Source organism: Ignavibacteriales bacterium (assembly GCA_026390575.1).
Lineage (GTDB): Bacteria > Bacteroidota > Ignavibacteria > UBA10030 > UBA10030 > Fen-1298.
The window spans coordinates 309,803-331,793 of sequence record JAPLFR010000009.1; the positions used below are offsets into that span (position 1 = coordinate 309,803).

Genomic DNA, 21,991 nt, shown 5'->3' on the forward strand with positions numbered 1-21,991 from the left:
ACCGCAGGGGTGTGTGGTTGATGATTGCTGGAAAAAATATGGCGCGACAAAAGATGACACACCCCTTCCGCCCAACAAGACGGCGGACGAGAAATCCCCTCTCGGCTGGATTACTTCTTATGTGAGAGGGGACTTTTATGTGATTTTTGCCGGCGGGATGTAGAGTTGACATTGAAAAAATGACGATTAGCAATGGCGAAATGACATCTGCTAAAGTTGGAAAGTTATCTGACACTGGCGAAAAGTAATTTGGTGTTGTAGTAATTTCAATAGTCAAGTGCGAAAAGTACTTTGACAGTCCTGAAAAGTAGTTTGACATCGGCGGGAAGCAATCTAACGTTGACGCGATGCCACCTATCATCGACGCGAAGACATCTGACAACGATGCGAAGCTACCTGACATTAACGCGAAGCCATCTGATGATGGCGCGGAGTAGTTTGACGTTGCCGCGGAGTAGTCTGACTGTGCCGCGAAGCAGTTTGACATCTGTGCGGAGTGGTTTGACGAGGAAGAAATGTCAGGTTACGATGACGCGAAGTCAGTTTACATCGGCGCGAACCTGTCTGACGTTGTAACAATTTCAAAATTGAATTGTGAAAAGCACTTTGTCAGTCGCGAAAAGCAGTTTTGCACAAGCGAAAAGTAGTTTGCAGTTGTTGCGAAGCAGTTTGACGTTTCCGCGGAGTGGTTTGGCGATGGTGCGGAGCAGTTTGAGGAGAAAGAAATGGTGAGTACAGCAGGAAAATTGTTATTTGAATAACCGGTGAAGGTTTTTTCTTTTTGAGCTTTTGTAGGGACGTTTAATTAAACGTCCCTACCGAGTATGTCTCTACTTGATTCTCACCCGATAACTCGCTACCATTTTCACGAGAAGCGTGTTGGGGAAACATCGCTTACAATCCGCTATCGTCAGATTTCAAATCAGATTCCTAATATTGATTTCAACGCGATTCCATTTCTATGCTGATGTACAAAACGTTGGCTTGTTTATTGTAATTTATACTAACGGGATGGATGTGAAGAATAAATAAATGCAAATGCATTTTTTCATATGTAAGATCAAATGTCCCCTCTCCAGAGGGGACTACAGGGGTGTGTGACAAAGGTTTGTATGGAAGATCGATGGATTCGATATAGTCCGAGATTAAAACAGATAGCCCGAACATTGCGGAAGAATATGACGTTGTCGGAAATTCTTCTCTGGCAGCAGATTAAGGGTAAGCAATTATTGGGATATGATTTTCACAGGCAGAAACCGATTGATGAATATGTGGTAGATTTCTACTGTCCGCGATTGAAATTAGTTCTTGAAATAGACGGTGATTCTCATGATGGAAAGGAAGAGGCAGACAAGATAAGACAAGAAAAACTGGAATCATTGGGATTGACGGTGATGCGATTCTGGGATTCAGATGTTAAGAGCAATGTCGATGGCATTGTTGAGCAATTGCGGGAATGGATTGAAGCTCGAAGAACACACCCCTAAATCCCCTCTCGGCTCGGTTAATTCTTATGTGAGAGGGGACTTTTAGGGGATTTTTGTCGGCATGATGGATGTGAGAGTTGAAGGTTTATAATTAGTACTCCACAAATGAAGAATACCGATCTTTGATATTGCAAAATGCAACTTCAAAGAAGGGTCGTGACGGAGTGGATGTGAAGAAGAAGGATAATTAAAATGAATGAGAACACAATTATCCCGAGCGAAGTGATTGAAAAAAGGATATTTCTTTTGCGGGGACAGAAAGTAATGCTGGATACTCATCTCGCTGAATTATATAATGTTCCCACAAAATCTCTTAATCTTGCTGTGAAGCGAAACAGTGACAGATTCCCAGCAGATTTTATGTTTCAGCTAAGTGATGAAGAATATTCATTGATATCCAGCCATTTGAGGTTGCAGAATGAAACCTCAAAGGAATCCAGAAGAGGCGGAAGGCGATACTTACCATATGCTTTTTCGGAACAAGGTGTTGCAATGCTTTCCAGTGTTTTAAGAAGTCGAAGAGCTGTTCAGGTCAACATTGAAATCATGAGGGCATTTGTTAAATTACGTGAATTGTTAACTTCAAATAAAGATTTGGCACATAAATTATTGAAACTTGAAAAGAGGTATGATTCGCAGTTTAAAATTGTTTTTGACGCTATTCGTCAGTTAATGGCACCGCCTGAATATCCCAAGAAAGAAATCGGTTTCCGTGTAAAAGAAACACCAGCAAAATATAATGTAAAGAGAACAAGATAAAACAATACATATAAAGAATATACCGGCGGGATGGATGTGAAGAGCCGGAGGCCTATAATTAATACTGGCGAAAGCCAGTTACAAAATTATCAAATGAATGAGAACACAATTATCCCAAGCGAAGTGATTGAAAAACGAATATTTCTTATTCGCGGTCAGAAGGTAATGCTTGATCGGCATCTCGCAGAGCTTTATGGTGTGCCAACCAAGCGTTTGAATGAGGCTGTAAAAAGAAATGTCAAAAGATTCCCACTAGATTTTATGTTCCAACTTTCAGTGGATGAAAATGATTCTTTGATGTCGCAATTTGCGACATCAAAAGGACGAGGCGGACACAGAAAATTGTCTTTTGTATTCACCGAGCAGGGAATTGCAATGCTTTCGTCGGTTCTCAAAAGCGATAGAGCAGTTCTTGTGAATATTGAGATTATGAGGGCATTTGTAAAATTACGGCAATTGCTCTCTACTCATAAAGACCTTGCAGCTAAGCTTGAAGAACTGGAAAGGAAATACGACGCTCAATTCAAAGTGGTCTTTGACGCTATTCGACAAATTATATATACTCCCGAAAAACCAAAGCGAGAGATAGGTTTCCGTGTGAAAGAAACAACGGCAAAATATAATGGGAAAAGAACAAGAAGAAACAAAGCTATAAAAATATGACGAAGCGCAAAATAGAATTCGTAACAAGAACAATACCTTCCCAAGTTATACTTGAGAACGAGATAACATTGCATAGAAGCAAAGGGTTTGGTAGATTTGAGTGTTCCTGTTATTTTAAGTTATAAGTGAGTTGAGCTCACGAACTAAAAGAGTCTAGCAAAATGACAATTCTACATTTGTCTGATCTTCATTTCGGTTGGGATGGGAATGACCCAAACAAGATTGCTGATCGCAAGCTTTGTTTAGATGGCTTAATCTCTAAAATAGCTTCGCTTGATCCTAGTTGGAAACCTACCATAATTTGTATTTCAGGTGATATTGGCTGGAAGGGAATTACGGGTGATTATGTCGAGGCGAAGGCTTGGATCGAAATACTTCTTTCAAGTTGCAAGTTGAATTTCGATCATATTGTGGTTTGTCCTGGTAATCATGATGTAAACCGCCCTGATGCAGAAGGAAATGCAAGACCATCTAATGCCGAAGAAGCAGATTCTGTACTAGGTTTGCCGATTAGAAAACATTTTCTGAAACCTTTTAAAGCATTTGATGAGTTCTGCCATACTTCAGGCATCCCACCGATGAAGTTTGATCAGCATTCATATTTAGTTGGAGAGAGACAAGCTCTTGGCTTCCGTTTTATTACGCTTAACTCTTCTTGGTTCTCAAAAGATAAATTTGACAAAGAAAAACTCTGGATTGGCCTGCCACATTTGAAATTCTTGGAGAGCAAAGGTCAACTTGATGAGGTGCACCGCGAACATCGTTCTCCTTTAACAATTGCTTTGGTACATCACCCTTTAAATTGGCTTCATCCTGATGAAACGAATGGTCAAGGTTTACGCCCGAACACATGGGACTACTTAGCGCGTCGATGCCACGTTCTACTCACAGGTCATACGCATGGAGAGATTCGAAGAACTGATCAGGTTGCAGAGGGAGCAAGGCAATTCACTGCCGGGGCGACTTTTGCTGGTGCTCACCACTTTAATTCTTTTAGGTTGATTAAAATCGATGAAAAAGGAATTACATATCGGTCCTTTGAATTCGACCCAAGAGCTGTAGAAGATTCGTGGCGTTCACTTGAATCTGTTAGGTTGCCATATATAGGCGAAGTTGATTTGCCACAATCCCAACAAGATAAAAAGGAAGCTGAAACAATAATACTTTTACGTGCTGCCCTTAGATCACATGCAGAACGGGTTGTTGAGCAAAAATCTCGACTCCTACGTCCGATAGGCGTACTACCTAAAAAAGTTTCTCAGCAATTATCGGTTCGTATTAGCGATCTAAGCGAACGGTTTGATTCAAGCAGACGTTTACTGCGAGATCGACGTAACGATCAAACTATGTCGGTTTACGAAGCCGTCCGTAGAAATCGTTGCACTCTCATTCTTGGAGATCTCGGAAGTGGAAAGAGCACACTCGTAGGAGGGCTTGTTTCTGAAACTATGGACCGATCTGAGAATTCCGTCTCAGTTTTGATTCCACTGAAGAGTCTGAGGATATCAGGTCAATTTTCTACAGATGATCTACTACAAGCTGTGGATAGATTTATTCTTGGAGAGGCGGCACCGACTGTTTCGGGAACATCAATCAAGAAACTGCTGGAGACGCAAACAGAGGTATTAATTGTATTCGATGGCCTAGACGAACTGAATCCGGACGTCGCTTCACGGCTCTTACGCCACGCAGTATCTCTACCTCAACATTGGCCTTCAATACAAATAGTTGCATCAGGCCGACCAGTCGAGCTTATTGGTGTGGCATATGAAGACTGGGGGATCGCCCGCACGATTCCGCTCAATGACAATAGGAAAAGGCAGTTCATTGTTGAGGAACTGCTAGTTGACGGGCTTTCTCAGCCTGAAGTTGAGACTAAATCCTTATCTCTTTTGAACACGCTCAAAGGATTTACTTCTCTTGATCGTCTTGCTGAGACACCGCTTGCTATTCGTTTGATCTACCCACGGCTCAAGTCAATTTCAGGGTCGTCTAACGATACTACTCTTGGCGATCTTTTGTACGATATAATGCTTGATCGTCTTGGAAGATGGCAACGAAGAGATGACAAACCGAAAGTTTTTGATTCCTTCGAGGATGCGTTTACAACTCCAGAGGCAAAAGCAAATATCCTTGGGGCATTAGCTAGGGGAATTTCTTCAAGCTCACATTTGTCGGAGGATGAAGCAAAATCTCACCTTCGAGAAATGGCAAAAGATTATCCTGGTGGCAAGAATGACCTGATTGCAGAACAAGCTCTTGAATATTATAAGTTGTCGGGTCTCATTACTTCTGAACAATCGATTGAATTTCCGATCCAACCCTTATGGGAGATGGTTTCAGCAATCAGTCTAGCTACGGAATGGTCATCTCAATCTTCGGACTGGAACTTGCCATCTAAAGATCAGTGGAGAATTGTTTCCTTCGTTGGAACTGTTATCCGGAGGCGTGGGTGGCTTTCGACGCTACGTGAGCCCGTTATAAGATTCATCCAGTCAATACTTGCGCCAATGGCATCCCCTAACGTTCCGGCAGCTTGCTACATCGTGCAGGAAACATCGGACAAATCAGTTGCTATAAAAACAATCGAGTGCTTTTCTCTTCTCGAGCCACGTCCTCTCAGTCTTTTCAATGATGAGTGGGACGTATCGGCAAACAACATAGCTAGAACGATTTGGTTGTCTAGTGAAGTTGGTTTCAAATGGCTCTATGATGAATACTTGAATCCGCGTTATCCTTTATCAAACATCGGAAGCGCGATTATACAAAGAGTAATGGAAAACTGGACCGCCGTAGCCAGAGGTCACTTAAGTGATGATCAGAAGGCAAAACTGAAGTCGAGTGTTAAGCCTTATCTTGCAGCAGGTGAAGGAAACTTCTTTGGAATCTTAAGTTTGCTAGTTATTCTTGTCCCTGAAGCCTTTGAAAAGGAAGAGAGACTCTGGATCTCAGGTCACACGTTGGGACGTGACCCGCTTAGTTCGCATTCAGCCGAAATTTTGTTGGCAGCATACGAGGCAGGGGATAAAGATATTATAAACAAGGTACTTTTGGCTAATAGTTCTGATTATCCAAGGGCTGCCTTAATGTGGTGCGAGATAAACAAGAAGGAGGATTTGCCAATACAGATTGTTGAGGCAATATTCAAGTCAATTGCAATGCACCAAAACAGGTCAGAAGTTTCGACGCTTGAAAATGAATATCGATCACGCTTAGGAGAAGAACGATGGCTCAGATTTGCAAGGTGGATTCTGTTTGCTCAAGATAGTTATTCTGCTACCGGTGCAGCGATTGCACTATACAACACAGGCGAGGAACGGCTTACGGTGCTTGGTAAGGCGTTCCTTGAGAGAATGCATGATGGAGGATATATTGCAGAGGCAGAGAGGATACTCCAATTACTAGTAATCAAAGAAGGAGATAAAGGTATACGTTGGCTAGTGCAGCAAATGACCCACCACGCACACCATTGGGAAACGCATTCTGGATGCTGGAGAATCTTGCTTGCACAGGTTGAAAATTTAGTGGATGGCCCACAATTGCTCGTCGGTTGTATGTCTGCGCTTGGACCATATACTCTCCCGAGATATCCTGAAATTCGCGAAGCATTTCGCCGTGTCTTGAATGGAAAGCGGGGCCAAGAATTTCGTGAAGTATTTATAAAACATCTCCACGACCTGAATCCCGAAATACGTCGTGGGATTTCCGTAACATTGGTTAGCACCGATCCAAATGCATATCCTGAAGCATTGGTTGTTGCCATTCAAGGAAGGACAAATCGTTGGTTACAGCATGACTGGCATGAATGGGAGCGATTTTGCCTTTCACTAACGTTTAGTGCAAGTGTTCTCGGTTTTCTCAAAAGCTGTCTTGAAGACCTAGAACCTTTTGCACGCTCCTTTGCCTTAGCAATTCTTGTAAAGGGTAAAATGCCGATTGAGCAAAAGTATATTTCCGAATTATCCTCGTCATTGCTGGATCTCGGGAATTGGTATCTCGACATTGATAGCCTTGGTAAAATGGGACTGAGGTCTGAAGACTCTATTGAATTTCTTTGGAAAACAGTAAACGGTTCACATACCGAAAGGGCCGAACAAGCTGCCTCAAAACTAATAGAATTGCATAACACAAAATTAACTTTTGCACAACAAACGAAATGCATTGCTCTTGTGACAAAACCTCGATACACCTGGGACCTTTCTCGTTATCTATCAAGAATCTACTATGATCATGAATTCGCGGAGTCCCTAAGAATTGCATGCGATGAAATAACGGCACAACATGGCAAAAGACCCTTTCTACAATTCGTGCTAAATGCAAATGCTGATAGTGCAGCTTGGAAAGATGTAGTTTGGATAATGCTTTGCGACGACACGAGCTTTGGTGGAAGCAGCGAAGCAGATATCAACGGTCAGGCATTGATTGAATATGGCCGTAAGGTTCCACTTCATGCTCGATGGATTGGTGAAGCTGCGAGAGAATGTCTTGTAGATCCTAGGGTGAAACAAAATCATTGGATCGATGCATATCATTGGCTGGCCGTTATTGCCGATGAGTTTGGCGGACTGTCCCCAGAGTTAATGGAAGATGCGCTAAAAAGAGGAGAACCAATTAGTGGATCAGCCGAGATATCGCTCATTGCTAGACTCGGAAAAGTTCCACCAGGGGCAATATTTTCTCAGAGAGCCAAAAAACAGCGCGGGGGAATTACAGCTTCAACTTCTACCACTATTCTAAAAAAGGAATCAATTATTGGTTTGTTAAAGGAATGTTCAAGAAACTCAGACACATGGCATCCTGCAATTAACTTTGCGATAGAAAGTGCTCTTTATTATCCCCAACTACTTGATGAACAGCTTACTGAATTTGCAAAGATTGGTAATCACGGAATTCTTATTGCATTAGTTCTCCGATATTGCTATGGAATTTCTCCCGACTTAGTTGAATCTATTCCGTTGCTTGATTCTCGGGCATTCTCGCTGCTTCATAAATCTCAAAATCAATTCAAGAGACTTTACGCGATTTGGGCAACGGTTAGAGCATCGGTGATCCAATATGATAGCAAAATAACAGAGGAGTACCTTCATGCTCTCGATGTTGCGCTCTCAAGCGATAAAGCCTGGGACTTGTCTATAGCATCTGAAATTCTTCATGTTAGACGAAAACTACTTTCTACACAAATCGTCAAAGTGTTCTGTGCATACGCACGAGGCACAACCTGGCTTCATCCAGATTTGTTCGTACAGTTATCAAAATGGCTTGATAACGATCTAACTGAAGAAGAAAAACTTTCAGTCTCGTCAGGGACGAAGGCGGCTTTAGCAATTCTGAACGAAGACCAATGGGATTCATCAGATGGCAGGTCACGAGGGCCGTGGGCTTTTCTACTTTTTCCGGTGGTGCATTGGATGTTAGCTGGTCAATCAGACGAGGAACCGAATGCGGTGTTTTTGCGAGGGATTAAATTTTCTCTTTCAAAACTGCAAACAGCGCAGAATGAAGTAACTTATGACATTAATAATTTATTAGGATCTCTTGAACCACTCTTGCAAAGAGTCCCGCCAGACATATTGCGGAAAGTAACAAAGCAAGGTCTTCAAATGTTTGACCCATCGGTGCGAGCATTTTCACGGTTGCTTCATACTTTGGGGCAAAGAGGTGTATCTTGAGAATAAAAATAATTTAGTATTCAAGAATTTTACTCCCGAACAGAACCAGTGTCAACATTTAATATCCTAAACCGGAGATGATGCGATAGAAAAAGTACGTTAAAAGACTTATCGGTTGTTAGTGGAGGATAAGGAAAGTATTATGATTGAGGGAGAGTAGGAGGTTCGTATGGCACAGCGTCGCAGAAAAGAATCTACCGGCATCGCGCTTTGTTTCTCCGGCGGCGGGTACAGGGCGGCGGCTTTCCATCTGGGTGTTCTCGCATATCTTAATCACATACAATTACTGCCGCAGGTGGAAATCCTCTCCACCGTTTCAGGAGGAACACTTGCAGGGCTAACGTATGCCTATTCGCTAAAAAAGAAAAAGAGTTTTGAGGAATTTTATAAAAACTTCCACGAGTTTCTCTCAAATGTGAACCTGGTAAAATTGAGTTTTGCGAATATCGGAAAGAAATCGGAAAATGCATTGGGCTTTGAAGATCTCATAACCTCTATTGCGGATGTGTACGATGCGAAATTATTCTCCGGCGACCGGTTTGAACTATTCTGGCAAAAGCCTGCTATACACCTGCAGGAAATTATTTTCAATGCGACGGAATTCAGAACGGGCATAGACTTCCGGTTCCAGAAGAGCCGGAACGATAAGGGCAGAATAGGAAACGGCAACGTGAGCATTTCGCTCGAAGATGCGCAAAAGATTCGTCTGGCAGATATAGCCGCGGCTTCTTCCTGCTTCCCCGGCGGTTTTGAGCCGCTGGCTTTTCCCCAGGACTTCCAATGGCCTGATAATGTTATTCCGCAATCTTTAAAAGAAAAATTTATCAAAGCACTCCCGCTGATGGATGGCGGTATATATGATAATCAGGGAATCGACGCTGCTCTGCTGGCAATAAAACGGCATAAGACGGATATCGGGATGTTCATCATCTCGGATACCGATAAAAAGAATGAAAACCTGTTCGCTTATCCCGAGAGGAAAAGCACTCTATCGCTTTCATTGAACGCTGTCAATAAAATATTATTGGCAATGATGGCTCTTTCCATATTCAGCGGTGCTGCTTTATTAACCAATCTTTGGTACTCGATCGGACATACTGCAGAATGGATACCTGCGCTGCTTATCTATGGTTTCTCTGCTGTGGTGCTTTTATTGCTGGCGTATGGGATCTATTGGCTGCGGCACAAAATTAAGACAGAAGTATTGAACCGGATACCCAAAATACACCTTGCGGCATGGAACGAGATCAAACACCTGACGATCGATCAGGTGATCGATATGGCTGCGCTGCGTGTGACGTCTCTGTTCGCGCTTGCGAGTTCGGTCTTTATGAAAAGGATACGAAGTCTAGTTTTTGCGCATGTGTATGATAACGAGGAGTATGAACATAAGCGTGTCTCGAACTTGATTTATGAATTGGACGGAACGAAAGAAAATAGAGCGGCCTGGCTTAAGCCGTCCGCCGAGATGCAGGAAATCACGCGCGCCGCAGCAGCTATGCCGACCACGCTCTGGTTTGACGATTTATCGGATTTACAAAAACTCATAGCGTGCGGCGAGTATTCCATCTGTTACAATCTCATTGATTATATTTTGCGCATCGATGAAGCTCACAAAATGAAATATCCCGAGTGGTTCGACCGGGTTGTCGAGGACTGGAAGAAATTCGAACGTGACCCGATGATGATGGTGAGGTAAGATCAAAACGACCACCCCGCTCAATAATATCTGCGTATTTCTGGAACACGCGATGCGTGATACTTTTATACGCTCCTCCTCAAATGAGGAGGGGATAATCCCGACACGATAGTTCGTGTCGGGATGGGGTGGTGGAAACATCGATGGCTGAACATTACAACAAATCAAAAATGAAGCCATGCCGCAAAGTGTTGAGGAAAAATCTATCCTAAAATTTAACCCCCCATATCCCCCCTTTATTAAAGGGGGGAAGTTCCGATGCAATCGGAACGGGGGGTTCCGTAGAAGCTATGACACTAGTTTTTAATAAAAAGAAAGAACAAAACAGACGTAGGTATCTTCGCAAAAACATGCCTAAGTCTGAAGTATTGCTGTGGATGAAACTAAAAAACAGACAAATGCATGGAGAGCGCTTTCTTCGTCAATATGGAGTCGATCAATATATTCTTGATTTCTATTGTCCGCGGTTGAAACTTGCCATTGAAATTGATGGTGACTCGCATTTTATTTCTGATGCTGAAGAGAAAGATAAAATGCGCCACGAATACATTGAATCATTTGGAATACAGTTCCTGCCTGCCTCGCCGGCAGGCGGGCGTTTTACCAATGAGGATGTCTATAAAAATATTGATGGAGTGTGCCAGACTGTTTATAATAAGATTGAAGAGAAAAAGAATATGGAGAGTGGTACGAACGCGATCAGATGAGGATGGTGAAGAAAATAATTTGAGTGAGGCATACGAGACCGCGCCGCTTGCTTTTGTAGTGGAACATTTGATTCGATGGGATAAAATTAGTAAATTTAATTTGAACGGCAGTCAGTCACACCGTAATTTGTTGGGGCCCTTAGCTCAGTTGGTTAGAGCAGCAGACTCATAATCTGCGGGTCGCTGGTTCGAGCCCAGCAGGGCCCACGCTGATTTTAAGCTGAGTCCTTTTTTGTTTTCTGGCTACGATCTGGCTACCTTTTAGGGGAGAAGCTGAAGGTATCGTTGCGTGGTGCTAATCTGGGAGTGGCCGAGCAAAATCATTATCTCATAGATAGGTTTGCCCTGCTTTGATAATAGGGAAGCGTATCTATGGCGAAAGCTATGCCAACCCCAAACCTTGGCAGTCGGGTCTTTCTTCTTAAGCTCCCTTAATTTCTTATCAAGAAACTTTGGAAGCTCTGACCAAGTTCCGAATACCAATTCGTCTGCTCGGTATTTGCTTTTAAGGGATACCGGCTTAGGAAGTTTGCGGGGGGTCAAATCGGAGTTCTTGCTTTTCCTTGTGTAAAGAACTATGTAGTCTTGGGAGATGTCTTTACCCTTGAATCTTAACGCCTCACCGATACGACAGCCGGTTTCCTTTGCGAAGTCCATTAAAAGTTTCTGCTGTTTATTACAGACACTTCTGACCTTCTCAATCTCGGTGTCGGAAGGGATATACTTCAACCGCTTATTTACGGAAAACATCCTAATTCCTTTACAAGGATTTGAGATATTTAGGTTAAAGTTATCAATGCCGAAATAGAAAAGAGATTTGAAAGCCCTTATCATTGTGTTGACGGCGTAGTTCCCAAAACCTTTGGCGTGCTGATCGTTGGCATAAGCCAAAAGGAAGTTATTGATATCCGACTTCGTTATCTGACTTATGGGGACATTTCCTAAAGCATCTAAGAGCAATTTGAAGTGTGCCTTATTGCCAAGATAGTATTTGTGGCTTTTCTTTATCTTAAGCTCGTCCAACCTCGCATTTATCAAGTCCAATAAGAGAACATCATTTTTTAAGTTGGGGTTTCTCCGTTGTTCGTCTATCTCTTTGTATCTGTCAGACTCGGCAAGTTTCGCCTCTCCTTTGGAGTGATAGATACAAGGGCTAAAATAGACTTTCCCGTTATAAGAAAATTTGAAGAACCAATGGATACCCTTGCTGAGTTTTCTACTATACGCTGGCATTGTTGACTCCTGTATTTAGAGGTGTTATATTCTGTGGCGGTAAAATTTGGTTTGAGTATAGGTGGAGGTGTGCTCAACTTGTAAAATAAAAGTGGAGGTAATGGGAATCCTAGGAGGTTTTTATGGATTCTCAATATCTCACCGTCAAAGAGATTGCCTTGTTGTTGGGCAAGAGCGAAAAATGGGTATATCTTAACAAGAGTAAGATTCCCGGGTTTTTCGTTCTCGCAAAAAGCATTTTCTTTGACAAACAGTTTTTGCTTACGACGTTGAGGCAACTTGCCGCTCAACCAAAACAGAACAAGCCGAAAGGTCGTAATGACCCTCACGGCTTGCTTTAGAACTTTCCCCTTAGGCGTAATGCTTAAGGGGATTTTTTTATGCAGGCACATTTTGATTGCGCCGCTATCTTGTCCAACCCTTGCTTTTGGCAAGGTGCTGGGCTTGTTCGTAGGCCTTCCTATTCTCAAAGGCCGCTTGTTTCATCTTGTAGATCTCTCTTTCGTAATCTCTGTGGTTGGGTTTGCGATTAGACCTTCTGGAATTTCTCGAAGAGCTTCCGAAAATCTGATGGGCTATTTCCTGTAATAGGGTTCTAGACATTGTATCCTCCGTTGATTGTTGGTGATGTTATTTACAAGGGTAAGTTATTTATTCAGTTGGGAAAGAGCATTGGAAAGGATTGGAACAGAATGGAAAATCTTCTAAAGAGTGTCTAAAATTTCTTGAAGATCGGCAATCTTATCTTGGTAATATCCGATTGTGTCGCATTTGCTGAAATTCTTTTTCCTTCTTTAAGTCCGGTAAGCCATTCCTCTCCCTTGATAAAATTTATCTTGTTTTGGATTTCAGGATATCTTTTATGATGAAGAAAATGAAAACCATGGCATAAAAGTATGCCGTTAGCTTCGGGGTATCTTAAATTACCGACAGAAAAATTTTAGAAAGAAGTGATGCAGGCAGGATATTAGTTTGCCACAAACCGGATATTTATCATATCTCTTTTTTCCTATTTTCTGATATGAATGGACGGTTTTGTTGCGGTAGTAGGACTTACTTTTAGACATAAAAAAAGCGTGATATAGTATATTACTATTATACCACGCTTAAGAAAAAAGTCAATATGTATTATTTCACTTCGGGTGTGGAATAATATCTAGAAGGTAGTACGTATCACCTTTGATCGTAAAGTAGAATCGCCAATTAAGAGTAACCCGGGCTTGCCAAATGTCTTGTGCTTCATTGTATTTCTTCGCTCTTAAGGAAGGGTGACGGATATCCGCCAGCAAAAGAGCAACACGTCGGTCAAACGCACTTTGAATTGCGTCAGGTGCATTGTCGTAACTCTTACGAAACCGTTCGGTGTAGAAGATCTGCATTAGCTTTTTTTGGATTTCCGCGATGAAGCGCGAAGGGAATGAACCGTTTCCTTTGCACTCTGAAACGGACCATAAACACGGCCCTGCTTGACATCCTCAAGAGCCTCAGAAAGTCGTCCCTCAAGATGCCTGTCAACGAGGGTTTTCGGAGTGAGCACGAGCTTTCCTTTATAAAGTTCCACCTCTAAATAATCACCAGTCTGGAGATGAAGAGCCTCGTGGATTTTCTTAGGGATGGCTACTTGGCGGCTCGCGCCAACTTTAACGGCCTGCATGATGAGTTCTCCTTGTGTTTGTAGTTTCATATAATACAATTATATGAAAACAATATAGCGAGAGAAAAGCAGACTGTCAACCATCAAAGCATCTCAAAACCAATCTCAAAACCAATAATAAACATCTGAAATAACAACATAGTGTAGCAGCGACTGCTGCTTTCTACGCGAATATTGTCACAAATTGACTCTAATAATGTAATTTTGTAATTTCCATATGTAAATATTCGGAAGCATACATTTTACCTTAAAACACAAATAGAGATTAACGTATGAGATAGATTCTCGATAAAATAATTTGATGCAGATTTCTGCATTGTTCTATCCTGAAAAACTGGCAATTTTATACTGACAAGAACATGCGAGAGAGATGCGTCCCGAATGGGACGCGCTTTCTTATGTCTTTGTCAGTAGGTACGCCAGTACCGCAGGATAGGACGTAATGAAAGTTGCGTCCTTTTTGTTTTTTAAAGCGAATGGATTAAACAAAATAATTTAACACAAAATTTTAGAGAAAAAAAAATGGGAAAGAGTTTCTTTACTCATTTACATAGTTAGGCTTAATTGTTCTTTACTATTTCATAAAGGGATTAACAGATGAAAAACATTTTCAGATTCCTCTTTGCGGTGTTTTGCTTATTCACCACTACGAATTCATTGCTTTCCCAATGGATACCAACAAACACCGGTTTGACGAGCGCGTGGTTCAGCACTCTTGCTGTCAACGGCACAAATCTCTTTGCGGGAACGCTACTTGGCGGCGGCATTTTTCTCTCGACCAACAACGGCGAAAGCTGGACAGCAGTTAACAACGGCTTGACGAACACTTATATTCATACCCTTACTGTCTCTGGCACGGATCTCTTTGCTGGGACTAATGGCGGCGTTTTTCTTTCTACCAACAACGGCACAAAATGGATTGTGGCGAGTAATGGCTTGACGAACACTGATGTTCGTGCCCTTACCGTCATCGGCACAAATCTCTTTGCTGGGACTTACGGTGGTGGCGTTTTTCGTTCCACTAACAACGGGACGAGCTGGACTTCATTAAGTACCGGCATTACGAACACTTCTGTCTGGTCTTTTGCCGTTTTAGGAACGAATCTCTTTGCCGGGACGTATGGCGGTGGCATTTTTCTCTCGACCAACAACGGTACAAGTTGGACTCAAGTTAACACCGGCTTAACGAACACTGATGTTCGTACCCTTACCGTCTCCGGACCGAATCTCTTTGCCGGTACGTGGGGCGGAGGCGTTTTTCTTTCGACCAACAATGGCACGAGCTGGACTGGAGTGAATACAGGCTTGACGAACCTTGGGTTAGCGGTCACTGCTCTTGCCAACAGCGGCACAGATCTTTTTGCCGGAACTTATGGCGGTGTTTTTAGTTCCACCAACAATGGTACGAGTTGGAGAATGGTTAACACAGGTTTGGCGGATACTCTGATCTATTCGCTTGCCGTCTCGGGCACGAATCTCTTTGCCGGGAATTATAGTGGCGTTTGGAGGCGACCGCTATCAGAGATGATTATCATTGCCACTCCTACCGCACCAACACTGGTTGCGCCTTCAGATGGAGCCACGGCAATCCCAACCAATGTTTCGCTCACATGGAATGTACCCAGTGAAGATGTTTCGTATCAGTTGCAAGTATCAACCAATTCAAGTTTCTCCACCACTGTGGTGAATCAAAGTAGCATCACCTCAACATTATATTCCATCAGTGGTCTTGTGGACAATACTACCTACTATTGGCGTGTCAATGCAACTAATATTGCCGGAACAAGTGTGTGGTCACAAATATGGAGCTTTACTACGCTCATAGATGGGCATGGTCAATGGTCCCAAACCAATGGCCCCAATAGTGGTGCCATTTCTTCCCTTGCTATTTCAGGCACAAATCTCTTTGCTGGAATTTATGATAACGGGATTTTTCTTTCCACTAACAATGGTACAAGTTGGGTCGCGGCGAGTTCAGGCTTGACGAATTATAATGTCCGTGCACTTGCCCTCTCCGGCGCGAATATCTTTGCCGGGACGTATGGCGGTGGTGTTTTTCTTTCCACCAATAACGGAACAAGCTGGACTCAAGTTAATACTGGCATGACGAGCTATAATGTCAATGCTCTTACTGTCTCCGGCACTAATATCTTTGCCGGGACTGATTACGGCATCTTTCTTTCGGCCAACAATGGTACAAGCTGGACTGCGGTCAATTCAGGATTACCATATGATTATTATTATAACTATTCCTCTGTCAGTGCTCTAACCGTCTCCGGCACAAATATCTTTGCTGGGACTTATGATGATGGCATCTTTCTTTCCACCAACAATGGTACACGCTGGAATCAAGTCATTAATGGCTTGACACAGGTCAATGCTTTTGCCGTTTCCGGCACGACTATTTTTGCGGGAACTGATGGAGGAGGCGTCTATTGTTCTACCGACAACGTCATATACTGGAGTGCAAGTTACAATTACGGCTTGACAAACACTCATGTCAATGCTCTTGTCGTCTCCGGCATAAATCTCTTTGCGGGGACTAATAGCGGCGTTTTTCTATCCATCGACAATGGCACAATTTGGAATGAAGTCAATAACGGCTTAGCCGACAAATATATCAGAACTCTTATAGTCTCCGGCACGAATCTTTTTGCCGGTTCTTCTGGTGGTCTCGTATGGCGGCGACCGTTGACGGAAATGATCACATCAGTGGAAAAAACCTCAATCGATTTGCCGAAGCATTTCAGTCTTTCTCAAAACTATCCCAATCCCTTTAATCCGTCAACGAATATTTCTTTCAGTCTTTTATCAAAATCGTTCGTGTCACTTAGGGTATTTGATTTGATAGGAAGAGAAGTGGCAACGCTCATAAGTCAGGAAAAGTCGGCGGGTACTTATCACGTTACGTTTGATGCAAGCAAGCTGCGGAGCGGTGTTTATTTTTATCGCTTGCAGGCTGGAAATTATACTGAGACAAAAAAATTAGTATTACTCAAATAGTATCAAATGCAATTGCGCTCTAACCAGACTACTTAATGACATCATCTGGGAATAAGCTGTAAGCCGAGGGAAGCGGTTTTTTTTCGCAACAAGCGCAGTTGTTGTTCTTTAAGACGCTGTTGATAGAGTTCTATACCATGTTCAACAAAGGCAAGCTCTTTAGTCATGATGCGGTAATAGATGACAGCAATTTTTCGGGCAGTGACTTTCAAGGCATGTAGAAAGCCCTTTTTGGCTTTCATTCGCTTGTAAAAAACGGAGAGTGCGGAATGTTTACTAGCTGCAATGGTTGTCGATGCTTTTTAATTGAGATTTAAAGGAATAAAGCGTAAGATTCTGGTGGTTATTGGGGAAGTGCTCTACCAACGCACCATCGTTTTACGGGGAACACTTCGAAGAGAAAATTATGAGTCAACGACTCCCGTGCAACTTCACTAAAGTTACATTCTTTTTGAGTCAATACGCTATCATCGTAACTCATAAGTATTACTCTACTACGTTTAATCAAACGAAATACTATCCAGCGGTTGTAAAATATTACGTTTTAGCAGTGTGGCCGCCATCCGTTATGCACATTGACAAGAATAAGTTTAACGGAGTAATCTGAGGAAAACCAAACATGAACATTAAACAAGTTTCTTGCATAGTGCATTGCTCACTTTCGAAAATATTCTTTCTCCTCATTTTTTCTACTCAATTGGTCTTTACGCAGACCCACATTTCCCCATCGAACAGACATAAGGAAGACCGTTACCCATCAAGTAAAAATAATTCAACGATTGAATGCCAATCTTATTCCCAGCCCATTCAGAAAAACGATGGTTCGCAAGGGTTAATAAAAACAAACAATATCATAAGTTCCGCAAACAGCTTACCCTTACCGCCAAAGGTTTATCCGTCAAATGGGGCGACAAATATTCCCTTGATTCCAGAATTTGTAGTCTTAACCGTTAATGGTGCGGATACGTATGGATTACAGATATCCACAGATTCGAATTTCTACCAAATCATAGCTGAATCCTACCAGAGATTTGGATACAAGACGACTGCAAATGATACAGTATATTTAGCTGCTGCAATTCTCTCGCCAAACAGTTACAAAGGCAATACGACCTATTATTGGCGAACCAGAGCATACTTGTTCGATGGATCTGATACAAGTCCATGGTCGTCACCATTTAGCTATAGAACAAAACCTGATGGTCCAGCAATCTCGTCACCAAATCTATTGCTCCCATCATACGCCTCGACTCTATCTTGGATCAACGTTCCATTTGTTTGGGACAATGTCAGCAACGCGACACATTATCAAGTTCAATATTCGACAGATGCTAACTTTAATGGCTTTACATATTGGTGGCCACCGGGAACCCAAACGTCGCTTTATTTTGGTCTCAAGCCAAAACAGGCTTACTATTGGAGAGTTGTTGCCTACACGGACTTCTCCATAAGTCAGTTTTCAGCTACATATATGTTTTACACTGGAAATCTTGCAGTCTTGAGCGAACCGACTCAAAGTTTTGACGATGGAAGTGGCCTCGATAATTACGATAATAACCTTGACCTATCTTGGCTCATTTCGCCTACTGACGCTCAGAAGATTGTGTTATCGTTCTCATCCTTCCGCACTGAGAAAAACTATGACTTTGTTACCATCTACGATGGGTCCACAACAGCTTCGCCTGTTCTAGGGAAGTTCAGTGGTTCAGCCATCCCTAATTCTATAATATCATCAGGCGGTACGATGTTAGTTCGATTCACATCTGATGGGTTTGTGGCTGATTCCGGCTGGGGAGCGAGCTACTATAGTTTAAGCGGAGACAAACTATTTCCCTCCCTTACTTTATCCACGGGAAGCTTATTTACCGGAAATAGTTTAACTCTTTATGTTAAACATATGACCAATGGTGGTGTAGTGAAATTGACCTTGTCTAGCCCAGATACAACAATTTCATCCACAGTGCTTGCGAACACACAGGGAAGTGCATCTACAACATTTTATATTCCAATTGATGCTGCCGAGGGTACATATGTTGCAAGTGCTCTCGATATTTCATCGGACAGAAGTGCTCCTAATAAATACCTGAATGTACAGCGCTCTCAGGCAGTCCCGGCTATTCTTTGGGCATCTTCCATTGCAGATACTATCTTTAGTAATCAAAAGTTTTACTTACAATGGACGGACCTGATGACAATAGGTGCGCCATATACAACTGATGGTGCGACAAGAAAATATGCTTACCGAATACAATTATCAAGCAACGACGGCCTAAGTTGGAGTCAAATAAAGACGATCAATGGAGGAGGAAGAGTGAATGATCGGATAATGATGTCAACTGATGTCAGTATACAAAATCCTGGTAGATATCAGTTTCGCATTGTCGATAGCCTGATGGCCTCGCGATCCCTGATCTCAAATAAGATCAATATAGTGACTCCACCATCAAATGCCATAGACTTAGCTTTGGCATGGGATTATAGTTACACCAGTCCTATTATCAATGCTCCGTTGGGTGTTGCGGCGGATGGAGTCTCGCGGTTGTATATGATAGCCTCATTGTCAAAGAGTGCAAGTAAAGTTCAAATCACACTTTCTGATGAGTTTGGAGATACGGACGTACGAAAGATCGGCAAAGTTATGGATGCAACGACAACTGACCAATTTAGCGATGAAGCGAACAATGCTATAAGCACATCCGCGAGTCAAAGTAGACCTATTAACGGTAACCAATACTGGTTTTGGTATGTCGCTCCTGATGATTTTGTAGGAAATAATACATCCAATCAGAATGCAAGTGAGAAAACGGTTTGGCTTACGGTGAATGCCTTACTCACCGATGGGACGAATATTTCTAAAAAGATGCCAATCAAAGTCGTAAGACCCCCGCTCTTGTTCATTCACGGTCTTGGAGGTAGCTCATCAACATGGTCTAACTTCGGTTACGATTACCAAGGAGCAAAGCAACTTTTCATAAATGATAACCGTTTTCTAGTGAAATCTGCTCCATCGATTATAAACAATGCAGGATTCAATGTCGGAAGCATATGGATTAAAAACCGGTGTGTTCAGCTTATAAGAAGCATGCGCGAGTTGGGTTATTCCTCGAATCAAGTGATGTATGTCTCACATAGCATGGGCGGTAATTATCTTCGTGCCTTTGTAGAAAATCCTTCTTACTCAACACCGACAAACTATTCCAAGGGGTATGTTAATCGAGCAATTCTACTTGATTGCCCTAATGATGGGTCTCCTCTTGCAAATTTACTTTCGGCAGAAATCATTCCATTCATCAACCAAAATATATATGCTCGCGATCTAATCAAAACTTGGTACCTATTCGACCCTAGTATAGCCGTAAATCGCATGTCAGCAGCCTTTCTTCAATTCAATGGAGATTGGCCAAATCTTAACTACATATCACCCACAGATGCAATTCTAGATTTGCGGACGATTTTACAAGGTGGACATGTCTTTGCAAAAACAAATGTCCCGGCACACTTAGTTGCTGGTGATTTCTTTGCTGGTATTCAGGGTTGGCCAGATGTTCCCCCTGAACTCTGGAGCGCCATAACGAATGGGCAAGATTTTCTAGAATTGATGGATAAACTATCCGATATATTAGTGGTGATCTATCCGCCAGCCGGTGCGGCAGCTAAAGAGACCACAGATCTAGCGTTGCGCACAATGTTAATTCTTGACTATGCATTGAAAGCGTATTCCACGACCTCTTTTTTACTTGACAGTGACATAATGGTCTCAATTCAAAGTCAACTCGCTGGGTTAGAAACGAACGCTGCAAATGTCTCGGTATTTGACAATGTGATCCATTGGGGTGATTGGTCTAATTCTGTTACTTCTCGTCTCGACGTAGGTGACTTAGTCAGCAATTTATTGAACATCAATTCTAACAGTAACACATTTGGTTCCATTCCAACTAATTCAACATTTGCAAAGATACTGGCATCTCAGGGGTCGGGAACTTCTGCCTCGGTTCGTTTCGGTGTAAAGACTACTGGATTAAGAATAGTATCTCTTTCCGACACAACAAATCTTCTTGTAGACAGCACTTTGAACATCCACTTTAGTTTACAGGATACAGCAGGTCTTCAATATGTAAAGCTATTCTTCCAAGGAAAGTCATATATTTCATACGACCGAGCATTCGATCAAGGTTTCACAATTCAAGTAAGCGGTACATATTTGAATGATCAGCCTTTAGAAATCCTTTCTGTTTATAGATCGGGCGACTCAACTTACTGGTCATATGACAAGCGATTAATGAAGGTTAATACACTGTCCCAGGTTAGCAACTTTTATGCGAGACCCAAGGTAGTCGAAATTCCTGTTGGCCAACGTTTTTCACCGGAATATCTTGCCGTTTACAGCACATTTTTGTCAAAAGTTTCCTCCAATAGTTCAGATTTGCATATATCAATTCAGAATCCGAGTGTACTATCATTGAACTCCGGTACAAACATGTTCACGGGAAAATCGAAAGGTGAAACATCTGTAATAATTGCCTATAAAGGATTGACAGATACAATGTTCTTTGCTGTGGATGACAGCGCAGTAATCACTGGGGTGCCCCATATCGGTGACGTGCAACTGCCGACACATTTTAGCTTGAATCAAAATTATCCAAATCCTTTTAATCCGTCTACAAGCATTTCTTACGACTTACCCGTGTCGGGAAGAGTCGCCCTGGAGATTTATGATTTACTGGGAAGAAAGGTAAAAATCATTGTTGATGAATGGCAGCAGGCTGGTGCTTACACTGCGCATATTAATATGAATGGTTTCTCATCTGGCGTGTACTTTTTCCGGATTAAGTTCCAAGAGTATATTGCAGTACGCAAAATGCTCCTATTGAAATGATCAGCTTAGCTAGTCTGTTATGTTGCAATTGCAAATCACAATTAAGTAAATGAAACAGATGAAAATCATTTCAGATTGGTGTTCAACACTTAAATCGATAGTATTTTTCGATAAAGTCTACAATCGCGCGAATCAATAGTATATGAGAAAGTTTAAAAGGCATATTGAAAAAACACGAGAATCTCAAAGATTATCCTTTGACACTTCATGATATCAATTTTGCGATAAGAAAATAGTGGAA

14 protein-coding genes and 1 tRNA gene are annotated in these 21,991 nt (G+C 42.2%); 11 read left to right on the plus strand and 4 right to left on the minus strand.

Going from position 1 to position 21,991, the window contains the following annotated elements; genetic code table 11:
• The first annotated feature begins 1,097 nt into the window (after positions 1–1,097).
• The 7 genes from NTX44_09815 (at position 1,098) to NTX44_09845 (ending at position 11,191) form a co-directional block, all read left to right on the plus strand.
• Complete coding sequence (locus NTX44_09815) at positions 1,098–1,487, plus strand: DUF559 domain-containing protein (protein ID MCX6121903.1); 390 nt, start codon at positions 1,098–1,100, stop codon at positions 1,485–1,487.
• A gap of 192 nt (positions 1,488–1,679) precedes the next feature.
• Positions 1,680–2,246 (plus strand): ORF6N domain-containing protein, encoded by a 567-nt coding sequence (locus NTX44_09820; GenBank protein MCX6121904.1) that lies wholly within the window; start codon positions 1,680–1,682, stop codon positions 2,244–2,246.
• A 93-nt stretch (positions 2,247–2,339) separates the two neighbouring features.
• Complete coding sequence (locus NTX44_09825; GenBank protein MCX6121905.1) at positions 2,340–2,909, plus strand: ORF6N domain-containing protein; 570 nt, start codon at positions 2,340–2,342, stop codon at positions 2,907–2,909.
• 161 nt (positions 2,910–3,070) lie between these two features.
• Positions 3,071–8,578, plus strand: a complete 5,508-nt coding sequence (locus NTX44_09830) for a metallophosphoesterase (GenBank protein MCX6121906.1) — start codon at positions 3,071–3,073, stop codon at positions 8,576–8,578.
• A 169-nt stretch (positions 8,579–8,747) separates the two neighbouring features.
• Positions 8,748–10,277 (plus strand): patatin-like phospholipase family protein, encoded by a 1,530-nt coding sequence (locus NTX44_09835; GenBank protein ID MCX6121907.1) that lies wholly within the window; start codon positions 8,748–8,750, stop codon positions 10,275–10,277.
• Between the two features lie 290 nt (positions 10,278–10,567).
• Positions 10,568–10,984: an endonuclease domain-containing protein gene (locus tag NTX44_09840; GenBank protein ID MCX6121908.1), complete on the plus strand. Its 417-nt coding sequence runs from the start codon at positions 10,568–10,570 to the stop codon at positions 10,982–10,984.
• Positions 10,985–11,117: 133 nt separating this feature from the next.
• Positions 11,118–11,191: transfer RNA gene (locus NTX44_09845), tRNA-Ile, on the plus strand.
• A 54-nt stretch (positions 11,192–11,245) separates the two neighbouring features.
• On the opposite strand, the gene NTX44_09850 is transcribed toward NTX44_09845, so the two are convergent.
• Positions 11,246–12,217, minus strand: coding sequence for a site-specific integrase (locus NTX44_09850; GenBank protein MCX6121909.1), 972 nt, complete (start codon positions 12,215–12,217; stop codon positions 11,246–11,248).
• A 122-nt stretch (positions 12,218–12,339) separates the two neighbouring features.
• On the opposite strand from NTX44_09850, the gene NTX44_09855 reads away from it, so the two are divergent.
• Entirely contained in the window at positions 12,340–12,558 is a 219-nt protein-coding gene (locus NTX44_09855) for a hypothetical protein (GenBank protein MCX6121910.1), read from the plus strand.
• A 792-nt stretch (positions 12,559–13,350) separates the two neighbouring features.
• On the opposite strand, the gene NTX44_09860 is transcribed toward NTX44_09855, so the two are convergent.
• Together NTX44_09860 and NTX44_09865 are read right to left on the minus strand one after the other, a co-directional pair.
• Positions 13,351–13,596 carry a hypothetical protein gene (locus NTX44_09860; protein MCX6121911.1) on the minus strand — a complete coding sequence of 82 codons (246 nt, stop codon included), beginning with the start codon at positions 13,594–13,596 and terminating at the stop codon, positions 13,351–13,353.
• Positions 13,596–13,901, minus strand: coding sequence for an AbrB/MazE/SpoVT family DNA-binding domain-containing protein (locus tag NTX44_09865; GenBank protein MCX6121912.1), 306 nt, complete (start codon positions 13,899–13,901; stop codon positions 13,596–13,598). Before NTX44_09865 ends, NTX44_09860 begins: the two co-directional genes overlap by 1 nt.
• Before the next feature lie 567 nt (positions 13,902–14,468).
• On the opposite strand from NTX44_09865, the gene NTX44_09870 reads away from it, so the two are divergent.
• Positions 14,469–16,874: a T9SS type A sorting domain-containing protein gene (locus NTX44_09870; GenBank protein ID MCX6121913.1), complete on the plus strand. Its 2,406-nt coding sequence runs from the start codon at positions 14,469–14,471 to the stop codon at positions 16,872–16,874.
• Positions 16,875–16,915: 41 nt separating this feature from the next.
• Here the strand turns inward: NTX44_09870 and NTX44_09875 are convergent, their stop codons facing one another.
• Entirely contained in the window at positions 16,916–17,116 is a 201-nt protein-coding gene (locus NTX44_09875; protein ID MCX6121914.1) for a hypothetical protein, read from the minus strand.
• Positions 17,117–17,280: 164 nt separating this feature from the next.
• Here NTX44_09875 and NTX44_09880 point away from each other — a divergent pair, with 164 nt between their 5' ends.
• Positions 17,281–17,481: a hypothetical protein gene (locus NTX44_09880; GenBank protein MCX6121915.1), complete on the plus strand. Its 201-nt coding sequence runs from the start codon at positions 17,281–17,283 to the stop codon at positions 17,479–17,481.
• A 12-nt stretch (positions 17,482–17,493) separates the two neighbouring features.
• The gene (locus tag NTX44_09885) at positions 17,494–21,750 is read left to right on the plus strand and encodes a T9SS type A sorting domain-containing protein (GenBank protein MCX6121916.1); all 4,257 of its coding nucleotides are present in this window, start codon (positions 17,494–17,496) and stop codon (positions 21,748–21,750) included.
• Positions 21,751–21,991 lie beyond the last annotated feature (241 nt).

Coding starts and splice junctions, on each gene's coding strand:
- NTX44_09830 (MCX6121906.1), top strand. CDS start 3,071: ATGACAATTCTACATTTGTCTGATCTTCATTTCGGTTGGGATGGGAAT.
- NTX44_09820 (MCX6121904.1), top strand. CDS start 1,680: ATGAATGAGAACACAATTATCCCGAGCGAAGTGATTGAAAAAAGGATA.
- NTX44_09875 (MCX6121914.1), bottom strand. CDS start 17,116: ATGAAAGCCAAAAAGGGCTTTCTACATGCCTTGAAAGTCACTGCCCGA.
- NTX44_09885 (MCX6121916.1), top strand. CDS start 17,494: ATGAACATTAAACAAGTTTCTTGCATAGTGCATTGCTCACTTTCGAAA.
- NTX44_09825 (MCX6121905.1), top strand. CDS start 2,340: ATGAATGAGAACACAATTATCCCAAGCGAAGTGATTGAAAAACGAATA.
- NTX44_09835 (MCX6121907.1), top strand. CDS start 8,748: ATGGCACAGCGTCGCAGAAAAGAATCTACCGGCATCGCGCTTTGTTTC.
- NTX44_09870 (MCX6121913.1), top strand. CDS start 14,469: ATGAAAAACATTTTCAGATTCCTCTTTGCGGTGTTTTGCTTATTCACC.
- NTX44_09880 (MCX6121915.1), top strand. CDS start 17,281: ATGAGTCAACGACTCCCGTGCAACTTCACTAAAGTTACATTCTTTTTG.
- NTX44_09840 (MCX6121908.1), top strand. CDS start 10,568: ATGACACTAGTTTTTAATAAAAAGAAAGAACAAAACAGACGTAGGTAT.
- NTX44_09850 (MCX6121909.1), bottom strand. CDS start 12,217: ATGCCAGCGTATAGTAGAAAACTCAGCAAGGGTATCCATTGGTTCTTC.
- NTX44_09860 (MCX6121911.1), bottom strand. CDS start 13,596: ATGCAGATCTTCTACACCGAACGGTTTCGTAAGAGTTACGACAATGCA.
- NTX44_09855 (MCX6121910.1), top strand. CDS start 12,340: ATGGATTCTCAATATCTCACCGTCAAAGAGATTGCCTTGTTGTTGGGC.
- NTX44_09865 (MCX6121912.1), bottom strand. CDS start 13,901: ATGAAACTACAAACACAAGGAGAACTCATCATGCAGGCCGTTAAAGTT.